17 protein-coding genes and 1 other RNA gene are annotated in these 18,189 nt (G+C 66.0%); 9 read left to right on the top strand and 9 right to left on the bottom strand.

Features of this window, described 5'->3' with window-relative positions:
- Window positions 1-92 precede the first annotated feature (92 nt).
- From ACFXP9_RS06395 to ACFXP9_RS06385, 3 genes are read left to right on the top strand one after another with little or no spacing between them, the layout of a single operon-like run.
- Window positions 93-524 (top strand): hypothetical protein, encoded by a 432-nt coding sequence (locus ACFXP9_RS06395; protein WP_397207348.1) that lies wholly within the window; start codon window positions 93-95, stop codon window positions 522-524.
- Entirely contained in the window at window positions 521-1,219 is a 699-nt protein-coding gene (locus ACFXP9_RS06390) for a response regulator (RefSeq protein ID WP_397207350.1), read from the top strand. The genes ACFXP9_RS06395 and ACFXP9_RS06390 overlap by 4 nt, the downstream gene beginning before the upstream one ends.
- Window positions 1,216-2,526, top strand: coding sequence for a sensor histidine kinase (locus ACFXP9_RS06385; protein ID WP_397207351.1), 1,311 nt, complete (start codon window positions 1,216-1,218; stop codon window positions 2,524-2,526). The genes ACFXP9_RS06390 and ACFXP9_RS06385 overlap by 4 nt, the downstream gene beginning before the upstream one ends.
- Window positions 2,527-2,694: 168 nt before the next feature.
- Here ACFXP9_RS06385 and ACFXP9_RS06380 read toward each other — a convergent pair whose 3' ends face one another.
- From ACFXP9_RS06380 to ACFXP9_RS06355, 6 genes are all read right to left on the bottom strand, one after another.
- Window positions 2,695-3,933, bottom strand: coding sequence for a glycosyltransferase (locus tag ACFXP9_RS06380; protein WP_397207353.1), 1,239 nt, complete (start codon window positions 3,931-3,933; stop codon window positions 2,695-2,697).
- Entirely contained in the window at window positions 3,930-5,564 is a 1,635-nt protein-coding gene (locus ACFXP9_RS06375; RefSeq protein WP_397207354.1) for an ABC transporter ATP-binding protein, read from the bottom strand. The genes ACFXP9_RS06380 and ACFXP9_RS06375 overlap by 4 nt, the downstream gene beginning before the upstream one ends.
- Complete coding sequence (locus ACFXP9_RS06370) at window positions 5,561-6,664, bottom strand: ABC transporter permease (RefSeq protein ID WP_397207357.1); 1,104 nt, start codon at window positions 6,662-6,664, stop codon at window positions 5,561-5,563. The genes ACFXP9_RS06375 and ACFXP9_RS06370 overlap by 4 nt, the downstream gene beginning before the upstream one ends.
- Window positions 6,664-7,743, bottom strand: coding sequence for a microcin C ABC transporter permease YejB (locus ACFXP9_RS06365; RefSeq protein ID WP_397207359.1), 1,080 nt, complete (start codon window positions 7,741-7,743; stop codon window positions 6,664-6,666). The genes ACFXP9_RS06370 and ACFXP9_RS06365 overlap by 1 nt, the downstream gene beginning before the upstream one ends.
- 36 nt (window positions 7,744-7,779) lie before the next feature.
- Window positions 7,780-9,663, bottom strand: a complete 1,884-nt coding sequence (locus ACFXP9_RS06360) for an extracellular solute-binding protein (protein ID WP_397207362.1) — start codon at window positions 9,661-9,663, stop codon at window positions 7,780-7,782.
- Between the two features lie 206 nt (window positions 9,664-9,869).
- Complete coding sequence (locus ACFXP9_RS06355) at window positions 9,870-10,412, bottom strand: c-type cytochrome (RefSeq protein ID WP_397207365.1); 543 nt, start codon at window positions 10,410-10,412, stop codon at window positions 9,870-9,872.
- Between the two features lie 146 nt (window positions 10,413-10,558).
- Between ACFXP9_RS06355 and ACFXP9_RS06350 the strand changes: the two genes are divergently transcribed.
- Window positions 10,559-11,434: a prephenate dehydratase gene (locus tag ACFXP9_RS06350; protein ID WP_397207367.1), complete on the top strand. Its 876-nt coding sequence runs from the start codon at window positions 10,559-10,561 to the stop codon at window positions 11,432-11,434.
- Between the two features lie 154 nt (window positions 11,435-11,588).
- Here ACFXP9_RS06350 and ACFXP9_RS06345 read toward each other — a convergent pair whose 3' ends face one another.
- Window positions 11,589-12,041 (bottom strand): hypothetical protein, encoded by a 453-nt coding sequence (locus ACFXP9_RS06345; protein ID WP_397207369.1) that lies wholly within the window; start codon window positions 12,039-12,041, stop codon window positions 11,589-11,591.
- A gap of 207 nt (window positions 12,042-12,248) precedes the next feature.
- Between ACFXP9_RS06345 and ACFXP9_RS06340 the strand changes: the two genes are divergently transcribed.
- Window positions 12,249-14,210 carry a 5'-nucleotidase C-terminal domain-containing protein gene (locus tag ACFXP9_RS06340; RefSeq protein ID WP_397207372.1) on the top strand — a complete coding sequence of 654 codons (1,962 nt, stop codon included), beginning with the start codon at window positions 12,249-12,251 and terminating at the stop codon, window positions 14,208-14,210.
- Between the two features lie 65 nt (window positions 14,211-14,275).
- Window positions 14,276-14,372, top strand: an RNA gene (gene ffs / locus ACFXP9_RS06335) — signal recognition particle sRNA small type.
- Between the two features lie 133 nt (window positions 14,373-14,505).
- Here ffs and ACFXP9_RS06330 read toward each other — a convergent pair.
- On the bottom strand, window positions 14,506-15,243 hold the full coding sequence (locus ACFXP9_RS06330) for a DUF599 domain-containing protein (RefSeq protein WP_397207375.1): 738 nt from the start codon (window positions 15,241-15,243) through the stop codon (window positions 14,506-14,508).
- Window positions 15,244-15,401: 158 nt separating this feature from the next.
- Between ACFXP9_RS06330 and ACFXP9_RS06325 the strand changes: the two genes are divergently transcribed.
- From ACFXP9_RS06325 to ACFXP9_RS06315, 3 genes are all read left to right on the top strand, one after another.
- Entirely contained in the window at window positions 15,402-15,644 is a 243-nt protein-coding gene (locus ACFXP9_RS06325; protein WP_397207377.1) for a YdcH family protein, read from the top strand.
- 442 nt (window positions 15,645-16,086) lie between these two features.
- Complete coding sequence (locus tag ACFXP9_RS06320; RefSeq protein WP_397207378.1) at window positions 16,087-16,539, top strand: Hsp20 family protein; 453 nt, start codon at window positions 16,087-16,089, stop codon at window positions 16,537-16,539.
- Window positions 16,540-16,769: 230 nt separating this feature from the next.
- Window positions 16,770-17,579: an SDR family oxidoreductase gene (locus ACFXP9_RS06315; RefSeq protein WP_397207380.1), complete on the top strand. Its 810-nt coding sequence runs from the start codon at window positions 16,770-16,772 to the stop codon at window positions 17,577-17,579.
- Window positions 17,580-17,587: 8 nt separating this feature from the next.
- Here ACFXP9_RS06315 and recR read toward each other — a convergent pair whose 3' ends face one another.
- On the bottom strand, window positions 17,588-18,187 hold the full coding sequence (gene recR, locus ACFXP9_RS06310; protein WP_397207382.1) for a recombination mediator RecR: 600 nt from the start codon (window positions 18,185-18,187) through the stop codon (window positions 17,588-17,590).
- Between the last annotated feature and the right edge of the window lie 2 nt (window positions 18,188-18,189).

Here is an 18,189-nt window from a genome sequence, read left to right as displayed (position 1 = left end):
CGTCACGAATCATCCCTAGCCGATGACGGACCAATCAAACGCCAATGACCTGTTGGGGTTTCGTTTACCTTCCGGCGCTATAGACTGGCCACATGAATGCGAAACGACTTTTTGCCTTGGGGGGAATGGTGCTGGTGGCGCTGGTGGCGGCGCTGGCGCTGTGGTCGGCGCATTCCGACCCGCATCATTCCCGCCACAGCCGCGACGATACCCGCAGCACATATGACGCCCACCGCGATGACCACGACGACAGCCATCACCGCGACGATGATGACGATCTGGACCATCCCCGCCGGATGGACCTGCACAAGCTGGCGCGCAAGGTCGGCAAGCGCTGGCAGGGGCGGCTGATCGGCGCGCAGCCGGTTGCCGCGCGGCCCGGCGAACGCGCGCTGGGGGCGGATCGGGTCCTTGAACTGCGCTGGCTGACGCCCGACCGCGACCTGCTGGTGATCCGCGTCGACCCGGCCAGTGGCCGCATTCTGGAGGTCGCGGGAAACGGTCTGGAAAGGGCCCGAAGATGAGATGTCTGATCGTCGAGGACGACCCCACCCTGTCGGCGCAACTGGCCTGTGCCCTGCGCGATGCGGGCTTTGCCCCGGACTGTGCCAGCGACGGGGCCGAGGGCGAATTCATGGGCGCCACCGAAACCTATGACGTGGCGGTGCTGGACCTTGGCCTGCCCGGCCTTGGCGGGCTGGAGGTGCTGACCCGCTGGCGCGCGCAAGGGGTGACGATGCCGGTGCTGATCCTGACCGCGCGCGGCGACTGGGCCGACAAGGTCGCGGGATTTCGCGCCGGGGCCGACGATTATGCCGTCAAGCCCTTCCGCCTGGACGAGGTCGTGCTGCGCTGTCAGACGCTGGTGCGCCGCGCGGCGGGCCATGCCAGCGCCATGATCAGCGCCGGGCCGCTGCGGCTGGACAGCCAGATGGGCGTGATCAGCCGTGACGGGATGCCGCTGAAACTGACCGCCTTTGAAACCCGCATCCTGTCCTATCTGATGCATCATCAGGGCCGGGTGGTGTCGCGCAGCGAATTGTCAGACCATCTGTATGACTCCGGTCAGGACCGCGATTTCAAGTCAATCGAGGTGGTGATTGGCCGTCTGCGCCGCAAGATCGGTGACGGGCTGATCAGCACCCGCCGCGGCGAGGGCTATGTGCTGGCCGCCCCGGCCCCGGCAGCCGCGCCAGCCCCCGCAGGTCCGCGCGGATGATCGCGCCGCGCTCGATCCGGGGGCGGCTGCTGGGGCTGGCGGCGGTCTGGCTGGGGGTGGCGCTGCTGGGGGCGTGGCTGGCGATTGGCGCGGTGCTGAACCAGTTCGTGACCGACCGCTTCGATGCCGAACTGTCCGCCGCCGCCGATATGCTGACCGCCGGGCTGGACAGCGAAAGCGGCACCCTGCGCGTCACCCGCCAGCCCCCCGATCCCAGCTATGACCTGCCGCTGTCGGGCTGGTATTGGCAGGTCACGCGCGGCGGCGTGGTGGCAGGGCGGTCGGGTTCGCTGTTTGATGCTTATCTGGACGGGCCGCCGGGGGAACAGACCGGCGGCAGCGGACGTGACCTTGACGGTGCGGGCCTGCGGGTGCTGGTCCGGCAGGTCCGGCTGGCCGACAGCGCCGCGCCGGTCATCCTGCGCCTGACCGCGCCACAGGCCGGGATCGACGCCGCACTGACGCGCGTGCGCCGGCCACTGGCACTGTCGCTGCTGGTGCTGGGGCTGGGGCTGGCGCTGGCCAGCGTCATTCAGGTCAGCGCCGGGCTGGCCAGCCTGCGGCGGCTGCAACACGATCTGGCCGCCATCCGCGCCGGCCGGGCCGAGGCCCTGCCCCGCCCGGAGGTCCGCGAATTACAGCCCGTCTCGGACGAGATCAACGCCCTGCTGGCGGCCAATCGCACGGTGATCGGGCGGGCGCGGGCGTATCTGGGCAATCTGGCGCATTCGCTGAAAACGCCGCTGGCGGCGCTGGCCGGTCATCTGCCGCCCGATCACCCCGGACAGGCGCTGATCGCGCGGATGGATCGCCAGATCGGCTGGCATCTGCGCCGCGCCCGCAGCGCCGCCAGCCCGCGCCTGTTGGGCCATCGCGTCGCCCTGCGCGATGTTGCCGATGACATCCTGTTGGTTCTGAACCGCCCCATTCAGGATCGCGGCCTGCACATCAGCCTGAACCTGCCGCCCGATCTGGCCTTCGCGGGCGAGCGTCAGGATCTTGAGGAAATGCTGGGGAACCTGACCGAAAACGCGGTGAAATGGGCGGCCAGCCGGGTGGTGATCAGCGCCTGGCATCAGGGTGACCAGTTGCTGCTTGAGGTCAGCGATGACGGGCCGGGCATGGCCGAAACCGATTACGCGCAGGCGCTGACGCGGGGGGCGCGGCTGGATGAAAGCGGTGCCTCGGGCTGGGGGCTGGGGCTGGCCATCGTGGCCGATCTGGCGGCGCTGCATGGCGGTCATCTGGACCTTGCGCGCGGGCCGCAGGGCGGTCTGGCCGCAACCCTGCGCCTGCCCGCCGCCTGAGGCCACGCCCCCCGGCAGACAGGCCACGCCCACCCCGCGTCACAGGACGCCACGCCCGCCCCCGGTCAGCAACCCGCCCCGCGCGTTCAGGTTGCCTGTGCCGGTCCTGCGGCGCGTTTTGTGATCTGCACCACCCCGCAGGCATCGCCCCCCACGGACGGCCCCGAATCAGGCTGTCTGCGCGTCGGGTGCGAACCCCTCGACCCAGTCGATCTGGCGGGGCAGGCAGACCCGGCGCAGGTCGTAATCCTGCACAATGGTCTGGCGCGCGGCGGCGCGGCGGGCGTCCTCGGCCCCGTCACCGCGCAGCGCCGCCAGCATCGCCTGTGACCAGCCCTCGACATCGAAAAACGGCAGCAGGCGGCCATTCTGGCCATCGCGGATCAGCTCGCGCACCGGGGGCGTGTCCGAGGCAAGGATGTTACAGCCCGCCGCCATCGCCTCGGTCAGGGACCAGGACAGCACGAAAGGATAGGTCAGGTAACAATGCGCCCGCCCCACCCGCAGCAGGTCGGCATAGGCGTCATAGGCCACCCGCCCCAGAAAATGCACCCGCGACAGGTCGATCCCCGGTCCCAGTTCGGCCAGCATCGCGTCGCGCCAGTTGTCATGCCCCTTCGGCCCGCTGCCATAACTGGTGCGGTCAGTATTGCCGACCAGAACGATCTGCGCATCCGGGCGTTCGGCCAGCACCCGCGGCAGCGCGCGCATGAAGATGTGAAAGCCGCGATACGGCTCGAGCGAGCGTGACACATAGGTGATCACCGGATCGCCGGGCCGCAGCACCCGGCCATTGGGCAGGGTAAAGCGCACCGCCGGGTCGGGCCGCAACCGGTCGGTGTCGATGCCGTCATGGATCACGGTGATCTTGTCGCGCATCTCGGGCGGGAAGGTGCCGGCCTGATACCGGGTCGGTGAAATCGCGGCATCGGCCTGCATGATCGCCTGAACCAGATGCGCGCCGCGCGCCACGGTGGCGATGCGGCTGTCATCGCTGGCGGGGCCAAATTCCGGGTCAAAGCCGACATCCAGCCCACGGGTCTGATACATCAGTTCGGCATAGATCAGCAGCCGCGCTTTGGGCCAGATCTCGCGCAGGAACAGGGTTTCGCCCCAGCCACTGTGGCCCAGAATGACATCGGGGGTAAAGCCGTGGCGGTCGCGCAGCGCCCGGCAGCCCCGCGCCGCCAGCCAGCCCCGCCCGGAATGTTCGGCATAGCTGCGCGCCAGCACCGGCAGATCAGCCGGCAACGGGTCGGGATGTTTATAGCGCACCACCGGCACCGGGCTGGGGCGCTGGTTGCGTTCGTCGGTCAGCGCCAGCACCTGATGCCCGCGCGCCGCCAGCGCCGGGGCCAGATGCGGAAACTGGCCGGGGAAATTCTGGTGCACAAACAGGATCTTCACAGCGGCACAGCCTGACTGGCGGCCGCCACCGGCGCCGCCTGATCGGCGCCGGTGCCAAAAGCTGCATCCATCAGGCGGCGGGTGTAATCGGTGGCCGGGGCGGCAAAGACATCGGCGGCGCGGCCCTGTTCGACCACCTCGCCCGCGCGCATCACCATGATCTGATGCGACATCGCGCGCACCACCCGCAGATCGTGGCTGATGAACAAAAACGCCAGCCCGTGCCGGCGCTGAAGCCCGCGCAACAGATCGACGATCTGGACCTGCACGGTCATGTCCAGCGCGCTGGTCGGTTCGTCCAGCACCACCACTTTGGGCCGCAGGATCATGGCGCGGGCAATGGCGATGCGCTGGCGCTGGCCGCCGGAAAATTCATGCGGGTAACGGTCCATGCTGGCCGGGTCCAGACCGACCTCGGCCATGATATCCGCCACCATCTGGCGGCGGTCCATGCCCTTTTCGACGCCATGCACACCCAGCCCTTCGGCAATGATCTGGCCCACGGTCATGCGGGGCGACAGGCTGCCGAACGGGTCCTGAAACACGATCTGCATATCGCGCCGCAAGCGCCGCAGACGCCGGGCAGGCCAGCCGGAAATATCCTGCCCCAGATAGATGATCGGCCCGTCCGAGGCGATCAGCCGCATGATCGCCAGCGCCAGCGTGGTCTTGCCGCTGCCCGATTCCCCGACAATCCCCAGCGTTTCACCCGCGCGCACCGACAGGCTGGCGCCATTGACCGCCTTGATATGGCCGGTCACGCGGCGCAACAGCCCGCGACGGATGGGAAACCACACTTTCAGATCGCGCGTGGCGACGATTTCGGCGGCCTCATCGGGGACCGGGTCGGCGGTTCCCGAAGGCTCGGCCGCCAGCAGCATCCGGGTATAGGGGTGCCGGGGGTTGGCAAAGATCGCCTCGACCGGGCCTTGTTCGACGATCTCGCCGTCTTTCATGACGCAGACACGGTCGGCAATGCGGCGCACCAGACCCAGATCGTGGCTGATAAACAGCATCGACAAGCCGGTTTCGGCCTTCAGTTCGGCCAGCAGATCCATGATCTGGGCCTGAATGGTTACGTCCAGCGCGGTGGTCGGTTCATCCGCGATCAGCAATTCCGGATTATTGGCCAGCGCCATCGCGATCATCACCCGCTGGCGCTGCCCCCCCGATAATTGGTGCGGGTAATCGGCCAGCCGGGTTTCGGGGTCGCGGATGCCGACGCGGGTCAGCAGGCCGATAATGCGGGCGCGCGCCGCCGCCCCGCGCAGGCCCTGATGCAGCGCCAGGCTTTCCCCGATCTGGCGTTCCAGCGTGTGCAGCGGGTTCAGCGATGTCATCGGTTCCTGAAAGATGAAGCTGATGTCATTGCCGCGAATCTCGCGCAGGGTGTGGGCCGGGGCACCGACCATTTCGCGACCCTGATAGCGGACCGAACCCTCGACCCGCGCGGCATCGCCCAACAACTGAACCGTGGACAGCGCCGAAACCGACTTGCCCGACCCCGATTCCCCCACCAGCGCCACGGTTTCGCCCTTGCCGATGGCAAAGCTGATGCCCTTGACGGCGGGGATCACCCGGCCTTCGGACATGAAACCGACCCGCAGGTTTTCAACCGTCAGCACGCTCATTTAAAAGTCTTTCTGGGGTCGAAGGCATCGCGCACGCCCTCGAAGACGAAGACCAGCAGCGACAGCATGGTGGCAAAGGTGAAAAAGGCGGTAAAGGCCAGCCAGGGCGCTTGCAGGTTCTGCTTGGCCTTCAGCGCCAGTTCCCCCAGCGACGGCGCCGAGGCTGGCAGGCCGTAACCCAGATAATCCAGCGCCGCGAGGCCCGAGATCGTGCCCGTCACCACGAAAGGCAGCATGGTCAGCGTCGCCACCATCGCATTGGGCAGGATGTGGCGGAACATGATCACCCGGTCGCTGACCCCCAGCGCCCGCGCGGCGCGGACATATTCGAAATTGCGCGCGCGCAGAAATTCCGCCCGCACCACGCCGACCAGCGCCGGCCAGCCAAACAGGATGGTCACAAAAACCAGCAGCCAGAAGCTGCGCCCCAGAATCGCGAACAGGATGATGATGACGTAAAGCGAGGGCGTCGACCCCCAGATTTCCATGATCCGCTGCACCGTCAGATCGACCCAGCCGCCGAAATAGCCCTGAACAGCCCCCGCCGCGATGCCGATAATGCTGGCCACGGTGGTGACCACCAGCGTGAACAGGATCGACAGCCGGAAGCCATAGATCACCCGTGCCAGCACATCGCGCGCGGTGTCATCGGTCCCCAACCAGTGCTGCGCATCCGGCGCGCTGGGGGCGGCGCCGACATTGTTGATGGTGGTAAAGTGATAGGGGATCAGCGGCCACAGCGTCCAGCCGCGTTCATCCTTGGGAATGGCGATCTGGCCGCTGTCTGCGGCTGTCATCACCCCCTCGGGGTCGTCCCAGCAATCCTCGCGCCCGCCGGTTTCGATCAGGCATTGCACCGCCGGGTCGCGGTAGATCGCCTCGGTCCCCAGATCGCCGCCAAAGGTGGTTTCGGGATAAAACTGATAGGTCGGGAAGAACCATTCCCCGCGATAGCTGACGATGATCGGCTTGTCATTTGCGATCAGCTCGGCAAACAGCGACAGCACGAACAGCACCGAAAACACGATCAGCGACCAGAAGGCGCGGCGGTTGGCGCGGAAATTGCGCCAGCGGCGCTGGTTTAACGGGGAAAGCGCCATCAGCCGGCCCTCGATTCAAAGTCGATGCGCGGATCGACCAGCACATAGGTCAGGTCAGACAACAGCCCCACCAGCAGGCCCATCAGGCCAAAGACGTAAAGCGTGCCGAAAATCACCGGATAGTCGCGCTGCACCGCGGCCTCGAACCCCAGGCGGCCAAGGCCATCCAGCGAAAAGATCGTCTCGATCAGGATGCTGGCGCCGAAGAACACGCCAAGAAACATCGCCGGAAACCCCGCGATCACAATCAGCATGGCGTTGCGGAACACATGGCCATACAGCACCCGGCGTTCAGTCAGGCCCTTGGCACGGGCGGTCATGACATATTGCTTGTTGATCTCGTCCAGAAAGCTGTTCTTGGTCAGCAGGGTCAGGGTGGCAAAGCTGGAAATGGTGCTGGCCAGAACCGGCAGGGTGATGTGCCAGGCATAATCCGTGATCTTGCCCCACAGCGACAGATCCGCGAAATTATCGCTGGTCAGGCCGCGCAGCGGGAAAATCTTCCAATAGGACCCGCCCGCGAACAGCACCATCAGCAGCACCGCGAACAAAAAGGCCGGAATGGCATAGCCGACGATGATCGCGCCGCTGGTCCAGGTGTCAAACGCGGTGCCGTTGCGCACCGCTTTGCGAATGCCAAGCGGGATCGAGATCAGATAGGCCAGCAGTGTCGACCACAGCCCCAGCGTGACCGAGACGGGCATCTTCTCGATCACCAGATCCACGACCGAGATCGAGCGGAACCAGCTTTGCCCGAAATCAAAGCGCAGGTAATTCCACAGCATGGTCAGAAAGCGTTCGACCGGGGGCTTGTCAAAGCCGAATTCCTTTTCCAGTTCCGCAATGAATTCGGGCGGCAGCCCCTGCGCCCCGGCATAGCCGCGATCGCCCCCCGCCCCGGCACCGGCATCGCCGCCACCGGCAATGTTGCGAAACACGTCGCCCTCGCCCTGCACCCGCGCCACGATCTGTTCGATCGGGCCGCCGGGCACGAATTGGGTCAGGGTAAAATTGACCAGCATGATCCCGATCAGGGTCGGGATGATCAGCGCCAGCCGCCGCAGAATATAGGCCCCCATGCCTGCCCCTTCTTGCCCATCCGGCCAGTGGCGCGCCTATCGCAGCGCCCCGGCTTTTTTCAGTTTCCCGGCCTTTTCGGCGTTATACCACCAGAAATCAAGCTCGCCCACGGCATAGGGCGGCAGGGTCGCGGGGTGGTCATACATATCCCAATAGGCCAGAATGTGGTCAGGCCGGTACCATTGCGGCACCCAGAAGCGCAGGCTGCGCAGCGCCCGGTCCAGCGCGTGAACCGCCGTGGTCATCTGATCGGGCTGGTCAGCGGCCTCGACCGCGGCGATCAGCTTGTCGATACCGGGATTGGCCAGCCCCATGGCGTTAAACGCATCCCCCGTCGCGGCAGAACCGAAATATTGCTGCAACCCGGCGCCCGGTATCAGCCCCTGACCCAGATGGGTGCTGATCAGGTCGAAATCATGGCTGCTGCGGCGCGCCTCATATTCGCTGTCATCGACACGGACATTGCGCGCGCTGACCCCCAAGGCCCGCAGGTTTTGAACGAACGGGTTAATAACCCGGTCGAACGTATCGGAATCATTCAGGAAATCGACCTTCAGCATCTGGCCTTTGGCATTGCGGCGCATTCCGTCCTTGCCAACCTTCCAGCCTGCCTGATCCAGCAGGGCGGCGGCGGCGCGCAGATTGGCGCGGTCCAGCTGGCGGGCGCCGGATTTGGGCGCATCCACAACCGGATCGGTCAGCAGCCCTTGCGGGAAGTGCCTGGCCACCGGGGCCAGCAGGGCCTTTTCGGCCTGCGATGGCAGGCCCGTCGCGGCCAGCGCGCTGTTGTCCCAGAACCCGTTGACACGCTTGTAAAGCCCGTAAAACAGCGCCTCATTCGCCCATTCGAAATTGAACATCATGGCGATGGCCTGCCGCACCCGGATGTCCTGAAACGCCGGGCGGCGCAGGTTGAACACCCAGCCCTGCCCGCTGGCCACATCACCATTGGCCAGTTCGGCCTTGATCACGTCGCCCCGGTTAAAGGCCGGAAAGTTATAGCGCGTGGCCCAGATCAGCGAAGATGCCTCGGTCCGGAAGGTGTATTCCCCGGCCTTGAAGGCCTCGAACGCGGTTTCGTAATCACCGAAATATTCAATGCGGATGGTGTCGAAATTATGCCGCCCGCGATTGATCGGCAGATCGCGCCCCCAGTAATCGGGGTTGCGCCGCCAGGTGATGGACCGACCGATATCGGCGCGGTCGAACATATACGGTCCCGACCCCAGCAGCGGCACGCCTGAGCTTTGCGACAAATCGCGTTTATGGGCGGCGAAATCCTTGCGTGAAAACACCGGCAGCCCCCCCACACCCTGAATGACATCGCGGCGCGGATAATCGGGGGTGAAATAGAATTTGATGCGCTGTGCATCCAGCACCTCGGCCTTGGCGACCTGCTGTTTGATCACGGTGCGAAAGCTGACCAAGCCCTTGTCGCGCAGCGTCTCATAGGAAAACAGCACGTCATGGGCGGTCACCGGCGTGCCGTCGGAAAACCGTGCCTCGGGGCGCAGGTGAAACACCACCCAGTCCCGGCTTTCGGGGTATTCCAGCCGGTCGCACAGCAGGCAATAGGCTGCCCCGGCCTCGTCTGCGGTGCCGGTCAGCAGGCTTTCCAGCGGCAGGCTGGACAGCGCTGCCGCCCGGCCCTTGATGGTATAGGGGTTATAGCTGTCAAACCCGCCCGGCGCCCATTCCGAGATTTCGCCCCCCTTGGGCGCATCCGGGTTGACATAGGGCAGATGGGTGAAATCGGCAGGCAGGGCGGGGCTTTCGAAAATCCCGATCCCATGCGCGCTGATGATCTGCTGACGGTCCCTGGCCGGGGCCTGCCCCTGTGCCTGTTGCGCCAGACTGGCCGGGGCGACCAGCAGGGCGGTCAGGGCAAGGGACAGGACAGCGCGTCGGGATGGGGGCATCGGCAACCTCGGGCGGGAAAGGGTTTCGCTGTCGGGCAGGCTAGGCCGCAAGGCGCGGCGGGATCAAGCACTGATGCCTGACATTCCCGCGATGCCGGTCAGAAAACCGTGTGATTGCGGTGATTTGGCGGGTCATGAAAAAGGGCGCGGCGGCCGATGGCCCCGCGCCCCCGCGATCACAACAGCCGCCCCGCAGGGCAGACCGGTCAGTTCACCGTTTGCAGATAGGCCACCAGATTGGCGCGATCTTCGATCTTTTTCAGACCGGCAAAGGACATCTTGGTGCCCGGCACCACGCCCTTGGGATCGGCCAGGAAGGTTTCCAGCGCCTCGGGCGTCCAGTCCGGGGCTTCGCCGGCATGGGCCTTCATGCTGTCGGAATAGGCAAAGCCATCGGCTGATGCCACGGCACGGCCGACAACGCCGTTCAGATGCGGGCCGGTGGCGTCCTTGCCGTCCAGCTTGTGGCAGGCCTTGCATTTGCCAAACACTTTTTCGCCCTTGCCGGCATCGGCAGCGGCCAGCAATTCAGCGAAATCGGGGGCCTCTTCCTCGGCAGCGGCCTCGCCGGCATCATCGCCGCCCTCGACCGGGATGGTATAGGCCTGCGCGCGTTCCTCGCCCTCAGCGCCGTGGCTTGCGGGGGCAATGTTGAACAGCGCCGAACCGCCCCACAGCACCAGCAGCAAAAACAGCGCCGAACCGATCACTGCGCCCGCTGCCTTGGTAATGGTCATCGTCTTGAACATATCAGAAGTTCCCGATCTTCCAGCCTTGGTTTCGCCCGTATCTATCCGCTTTCGCTTTGACGTTTCAAGGTATAGTTCTGCCATTGCACGGCCTTTTCGCGCAAATCGCGCCACATGGACGGGCGCCGCAGACATAAGGACCGCAGATGAGCACCAACCGCATTGCCTTTCAGGGCGAACCCGGCGCCTACAGCCACGAAGCCTGCCGCAGCGCCCGCCCGTCGATGGAGGCCCTGCCCTGCCGCACCTTCGAGGACGTGATCGAGGCGGTGCGCAACGGCGATGCCGATCTGGCCATGCTGCCGGTCGAGAATTCGACCTATGGCCGGGTGGCCGATATTCACCACCTGCTGCCCGACAGCGGCCTGCATATCATCGACGAGGCTTTCGTGCGCGTCCATATCAGCCTGCTGGCGGTGCCCGGCGCCAGCATCACCGATATTCGCGACGCCATGAGCCATACCGTCCTGCTGGGGCAATGCCGCAATTTTCTGCGCCGCCACAATATCGGAATGGTCACCGGCGGCGATACCGCAGGCTCTGCCAAAGAGGTCTCGGCCCGCAACCAGCCGGCGCTGGCGGCACTGGCCAGCCCCCTTGCCGGCGAGATCTATGGCCTGACCGAACTGGCCAGCCAGATCGAGGATCATCAGAACAACACCACCCGCTTTCTGATCATGCGCCCGACGCCGAACCGCATCCGCCGCACCCGGCCCGATGCCCCCGACGGGCCGATGATGACCACGCTGGTGTTCCGCGTCCGCAATATTCCCGCCGCGCTGTATAAGGCGATGGGCGGCTTTGCGACCAATGGCGTCAACATGACCAAGCTGGAAAGCTATATGGTTGGCGGGGTGTTTCACGCCACCCAGTTCTATGCCGATGTCGAGGGCCATCCCGACGACCCCGCGCTGGCCCGCGCGCTGGAAGAACTGGCCTATTTCACCTCGCGGCTGGATATTCTGGGGGTCTATCCGGCCGATCCGCTGCGCCGCGCGGTTCAGGCGCCGCAACCGGGCTGAGGCAGGCTGCACAGATTGGCGGACAGGGGCCTGGCCGCCCCTGCTGACGGCGCGGGGTGGTCAGATCATTCGGCGTGGGACCACCGGGCAGGGATGGCAGAAAACGGATGAACCGGCGGCGCGGTCAGGGGCTGTGGTGTCAGCGGCCGCAGGGTCAGGCGGCGGCCAGATCCTCGATCAGGCGCACGACCTGTTTGTGAAACCGCTGGTCCAGCTGCGTTTTCCCCAGCTTGGCGGTTTGCAGGATCAGCCGCGCGCGCATATTCTGGGGGCGCAGCTCCAGCTCGGCCATCAGGCGCGATTTCTGCCGGGTCAGCGCGATCACTGTCATGGTGAATCGCAGCGAAAAGCTTTCGCCCTGACCGCTGAGGGCGACGGTTTCGGGGCGGTCGAACCGGGTCAGGTCCAGCCGCAGGTCGCGGCGACGGCCACGCCAGTCAAAGCCGACATCCCACGCCCTGCCCACGCCCAGCTCGGCCGAGGGGTCGATGCGCCGCACGCTGGCCCCGCGCCGCATCAACAGCTTTTCCAGACGCGGAAAGTCGCTGACCATATCGAACAGCCGGTCCGGAGGCAGGTCGGTGTCATGGCGTGTCGAAAATTTCATCGCGTCCCCCCGGCATGTTTCGCGCGGTCCTGTTGGCGGTCGCTTACGAAACTGACGTGCGCATATCAAGTTGTGCAGATATGACAGTTACAAAAAACAATCCAAGGTTGCATTTCCGTCCCGTAACTGCAATTTTCCGGGACATAAGGCAGACATAAAAGCAGCCGGGGCAGCATGAACAGCAGGGGCACAGGCGGGCAGGCAGATATGGCGTCACAGCCGCTGCGGGCGGATCTGCGGCTGCTGGCGACCAGCGACCTGCATATGCACCTTCTGGGGTATGATTATTATGCGAATCGCGCCGATCCGGCAATCGGTCTGGCCGGGCTGGTGCCGCTGATCGCGCAGGCCCGCGCGGGGGCACCCAACTGTCTGTTATTCGACAATGGCGATGTCTTTCAGGGCAACCCGCTGGCCGATTACGAGGCCACGGGTCCGCGCCGCACCTGCCCGCAGCCGCATCCGGCGGTGGTGATGATGAACCGCCTTGGCTATGACGCGGCGACGCTGGGAAACCATGATTTCAGCTTTGGTCCGGCCTTCCTGCGGCGGCTGCTGGCGCAGGCCGAGTGGCCGGTGGTGGTCAGCAATGCCCGGCTGGACGGGGGCAGCCCGTGGCAGCCGCATCTGCTGTTACAGCGCCGGGTGCTGGCCGATGATGGCCGCCATCACGCGCTGAAAATCGGCATCATCGGCACCCTGCCGCCGCAAACCCCGTTGTGGGAATCCGGGCTTCAGGGCGTATTGCACACCACCGGTGTGATGACCGCCGCCAGCGCCGCGGTGGCCGGTTTGCAGGCACAGGGCGCGGATGTGATCGTGGCGCTGGTTCATGGCGGCATCGGTGAAGGCGCTGCGGCATCGGGGCCGGAAAACGTGGCGCATCTGGTCGCGGCGATCAAGGGCGTGGACGCGGTGGTCGCCGGTCACACCCATCTGGCCTTTCCCGGTCCCGACACACCTGCCGGTCCCGGCATTGACCCGGTGCGGGGCCTTCTGGCCGGGAAACCGGCGGTGATGCCGGGCTTTTGGGGGTCGCATCTGGGGGTGATCGACCTTGGACTGCTGCGCGGCGCAAGCGGCTGGCAGGTCGAACGCGCCGCCGCCCGGCTGTTGCGCCCCGACCCGGCGGGGACCAGCCAGCCCGTGGCGCCCGCCGACCGCGACCGCGCACCCCAGGACCCGGCACCCGCATCGCCAAACCGCATACCCCAGGACCCGGCGCCCGCCGCCCCGCCACTGGCCACCCCGGTGATCGCCAGCGCCTGCGCACCGGCATGGCGTGGCCACCGGCAGGCGCTGCGCCACCTGTCACGGCGCGTCGGGCGATCAGATACCGGGCTGAACAGCCATTTCGCCCTGCTGGGGCAGGATGCCGGGTTGCGGCTGACGGCGCAGGCGCTGCGCTGGTATCTGCGCCGGGGCGATCATGGCCGCGCCCTGCCCGCGCTGCCGGTGCTGTGCGCGGTCTCGCCGTTCCGCGCGGGCGGGCGCGGCGGGCCGGGGCATTTCACCCATGTTCCGGCGGGCCGCCTGACCCGGCGTCATGTGTCGGACCTGTATCAGTTCCCCAACACCATCGCGGCGCTGCTGGCGCGCGGGTCCGACCTGCGGCTGTGGCTGGAACGGGCGGCGCAGGTTTTTGCCACCTGCCGCCCCGGCACCCCCGAATCCGCGCTGCTGCGCCCCGAGGTGCCGGGCTATAATGTCGACCTGATCGACGGGCTGAGCTGGCGTATCGACCTGTCCGCACCGCCCCTGGACATCAGCCAGCCCGGACCCGAGGCCCCCGGACCGGGCCGCATCCGCGACCTGACCCATGCCGGACACAGGCTGCGCGATACGGATTGCTTCATTCTGGTGACCAACAGCTATCGGGTGTCGGCGGCGGGGCCTTATGGCGATCTGGCGCTGGCCCTGCCTGACCTTGGCCTGCCGGGGCGGCGGGTGCGCGACATCCTGCATCTGTATCTGCGCCGGCAGCGCCGGGTGGCACCGTCATTGCAGCCCTTCTTTACCCTGTCAGCCGGAACCGGCGGGGCCAGCGCCCTGTTCGACACCGCCCCCGCGGCCCGCACCGGCCCGGGTTTGGCCGCGCTGAAACCACAGCCGCTTGGCCTGACCGCCGAGGGCTTTCAGCGTTTCCGCCTGCATCTGCCACCGGGCTGACGCCGCCCGCCTGCCCGCCATGGCGGGGGTTGCAATTCCCCCCCCGACCCCCTATCTGAACGGTCGAGAGGTTGGCGCGGGCAGACGCCTCGCCAACCCGGTCAGGTCCGGAAGGAAGCAGCCGCAACGAGTCCCGTTTGGGTCGCAGTCCAGCCTCTCACCCGTTTTCCATTTCCGCTGATTCCGCTGAACGACGCTGCCTGCATCGCGGGGCCAGTCTGCGGGGCCGATGCCCGGCTTGCGTGGCGGGCGCTGGCTGTGGCAAATGCTGCCCTGACGACCGCTGGCCGCGCCCTTAACCCGCATCCGGCCTGTCCTGCGGCGACAGCGGCGGCAGGTTTTCCAGAATGATCCGGCGCGAGTTCGAGGCAAATTCCCGCCGCCATGTGATTGCCGTGACCAGCCCCGCCGCCGCCATCAGCGCCCATCCCCCCGCCAGCCAGGCCAGCGATCCGATAGCGAAATAAACCGACCGCAGCCCGGCATTGAAGCTGCGCGCGGCGGTGATGTTGATCTCGGCCGCCTGCATGGCCCGCGACAGCGCGTCCGGCGCGTCATGGCGGTTTGGCACCGCCGCCATCATGATCGCGCAATAGCCGAAAAGCCGGTGCGACCAGACGAATTTCAAAAACGCGTTGACCACGAAAAACATCACCACCAGCAGCTTCAGTTCCCAGATAAAGGCCGGGGCGTGGCCGATGTCGAATTCGCGCGCCAGCCCGCGCAACTGGTCGGTATTGCCGATCAGCGCCAGCCCGCCGCCAATGGCGATCATGCAGGCGCTGGCGAAAAAGGCCGTGCCCTCGCGCAGGGTGGTCAGGATATTGGCGTCAAAGATCCGTGGCTCGCGCGTCAGGAACTGGGCCATCCATGCCCGCCGATAGCGCATCATCAGCACCGAGACCGAGGGCCGCCGCGCCGGCGGATGTTCGGTCAGCCAGCCCAGACCCAGCCAGCCCGCCAGCAGCACCGCAAGTCCGGTGTAATCGGCCACGCCAAGCGGGCTGTCGAAAGGGGCCAGAAAGCTGGTCATGGCAGGCAGGCTCCGCTTGCTGTGGCAGGGATGTCGCGTCCCGTGGTGTTAGCGCAATCCGCCCCGGCATTCCAGCCTTTCGGCGGCACAGCCCATTGCCTGTTGCGGGCCGGGACGCTAGATCATCCCCGAACATATGCAAATAACGAGGTGCCACAATGGCGACACCCCACGCGATCCACGAAGAGTTCCCCGCCGATGGCGAGGTGATCCACGCCCTGAAGGTTGACAACGCCCATTTCGCCAAGCTGCTGGTCGAATATGACGAGATCAACGATCAGGTCGAAAACGCCGCCGCCAACGTGACCCCGATGGACGGTCTGGCCGAAACCGATCTGCGCAAGAAACGCAGCCATCTGAAAGACCAGATCGCGCGCATGATCACCGAAGCCAAGGCCTGATCCGCCACCATCGCGACACATGACACGGCCGTCCCACCGGGGCGGCCTTTTTTCATGCGCCTGACGCGGGGCGGGTGTCACAACTTTGCGGCGGGGCTTTTGTGGCGGGATAGCGGTCGTTTTCTAAACGCCGCAGGAAGGTCGTGTTTTACACGCCGCAGGAAGATCGTGTTTTACATGTCTGACGAATGTCGGGCGCATGGCGGCACGCGGCTTGGGTTTCACAGCGGCACGCGGGTCAGGTTTTGCGCGCTGTGGATCGCGCGGGCGTTCATGCGCTGCGCAGGTCGGGCGTGCGCGCGCCACGCGGGGCCGGGCGGGGCTTGACAGCTTTGGCGGCGCTTCCCACCTTTTGACATGCCGGGGCGCCAGACGGGTTCCGGCGACGCCCGCCCGGCCTTCGGGGGGCATTGACCTGATCATCGCTTGCAAAGGATGTGACATGCGTAACCTTGACCTGACCCCGCTTTACCGTGCCTCTGTCGGCTTCGACCGCATGGCTGACATGATGGACCGCGCGCTTTCCGCCGATCTGGGGGCCTCGACCTATCCGCCCTATAATATCGAAAAAACCGGCGATGATGCCTATCGCATCTCGGTTGCTGTGGCCGGGTTCGGTGCCGATGATCTGTCGGTCGAACTGCGCGAGGGGGCGGTGATCGTCGCCGGACGCAAACCCGACGAGGACAAGCAGCACAGCTATCTGCACCGTGGCATCGCCACCCGCGCCTTCGAGCGCCGCTTTACGCTGGCCGAACATATCCGCGTCACCGGTGCCAGCCATATCGACGGGATGCTGCATATCGACCTTGTCCGCGAGGTGCCCGAGGCGCTGAAACCCCGCCGGATCGAGATTTCGGCCACCCCCCGCCGGGTCGAAAAGCTGGACAGCTGACCCCGGACAAGGCGCGACCGCAAGGCCGCGCCTTTTTTCCGCCGCCGCACCCCTTGTGCAGGCGCATTTGACGCCTTGCGAATTGGTGGCGGCGCACCGATACTGACGTCACCGCAGAAGGAATAAACCAATGGACCAGCATCACCGCTGAAACGGCTCTGCCCTGGGGCAGAACATGCTGACTGGCACCGCGTGCCGGTCGTCCATTGGCCATTTCCATCGGGTTCTTCATGACCAGATTGCAAAACAAGACCGCACTGATCACAGGCGGCGCACGCGGCATTGGCGCGGCCATCGCCCGCGCCTTCCGGGCCGAGGGCGCCCGCATCATCCTGACCGATATCGACGCGGATACGGGACGCGTCACCGCAGACCGGATCGGTGCCGAATTTGCCCCGCTTGATGTTTCGTCAGAACAGGACTGGGACCGGATCGCCGGTCAATACCCCGCGCTGGATATCGTGGTGAACAATGCCGGCATCACCGGGCTTGAGGGCACGACACCCCCGGCCCATGACCCGGAAAACATGCGCCTTGCCGATTGGCGGGCCGTTCATGCCGTCAACAGCGATGGCACGTTCATGGGCTGTCGCTATGCGATCCGGGCGATGAGGGCACAGGCCCATAACCAGCAGGCCGGTCACGTCAGCGGGTCGATCATCAATATCTCGTCACGGTCCGGACTGGTCGGCATCCCGATGGCTGCGGCTTATGCCGCGTCAAAATCCGCGATCCGCAACCATACCAAATCGGTTGCGCTGTATTGCGCGGCACAGGGGCTGAAAATCCGCTGCAATTCGATCCACCCTGCCGCGATCATGACGCCGATGTGGGACCCGATGCTGGGGAATGGCCCGGACCGCGACAAACGGGCCGCCGCGATGGTGGCGGACACGCCGCTGCGCCGTTTCGGGCAACCCGCAGAGGTCGCGGCACTGGCCGTGCTGCTGGCATCGGACGAGGCCACCTATATCACCGGCGCCGAGATGTCGGTTGATGGCGGCATTCTGGCCGGGTCCGCCGCGACGCCCGGCGGTTAAAGCCCCTCCTACAGCCGCCGCCTTGCCCGCAGGGCGGCGCTGATGGTGCCGTCGTCAAGGTAATCCAGTTCCCCGCCGATGGGCACGCCCTGCGCAAGGCCCGACACCTCGACCCCGCTGCCCGCCAGCGCATCGGCAATGTAATGCGCGGTGGTCTGGCCATCGACCGTGGCATTCAGCGCCAGAATCACCTCGGACACGCGTTCCTCGGCCACGCGGGTCAGCAGGCGCGGAATGCCCAGATCGTCGGGCGTCACCGCATCCAGCGCCGACAGCGTGCCACCCAGAACGTGATAGCGGCCCTTGAAGGCGTGACCGCGTTCCATCGCCCACAGATCCGCGACATCCTCGACCACGCACAGCTCGCCATTGGCGCGGGCCGGATCAGCACAGATCGGGCAGATCTCATCGCCCGAGATATTGCCGCAGCGGCTGCATTCGCGGCTGTTTTCCGCAACTTCGGCCATCAGATCGGCCAGCGGCGTCATCAGCGCCGCCCGTCGCCGCACCAGTTGCAGCACGATGCGCCGGGCCGAGCGCGGCCCAAGCCCCGGCAGCCGCGCCATCAGCGCGACCAGCGCCTCGATGCGGTCATTGGCCAGCGCCATTG

Source organism: Paracoccus jiaweipingae, assembly GCF_044335505.1.
Taxonomy (GTDB): domain Bacteria; phylum Pseudomonadota; class Alphaproteobacteria; order Rhodobacterales; family Rhodobacteraceae; genus Paracoccus.
This window is presented reverse-complemented; position numbering and strand designations above follow the sequence as displayed.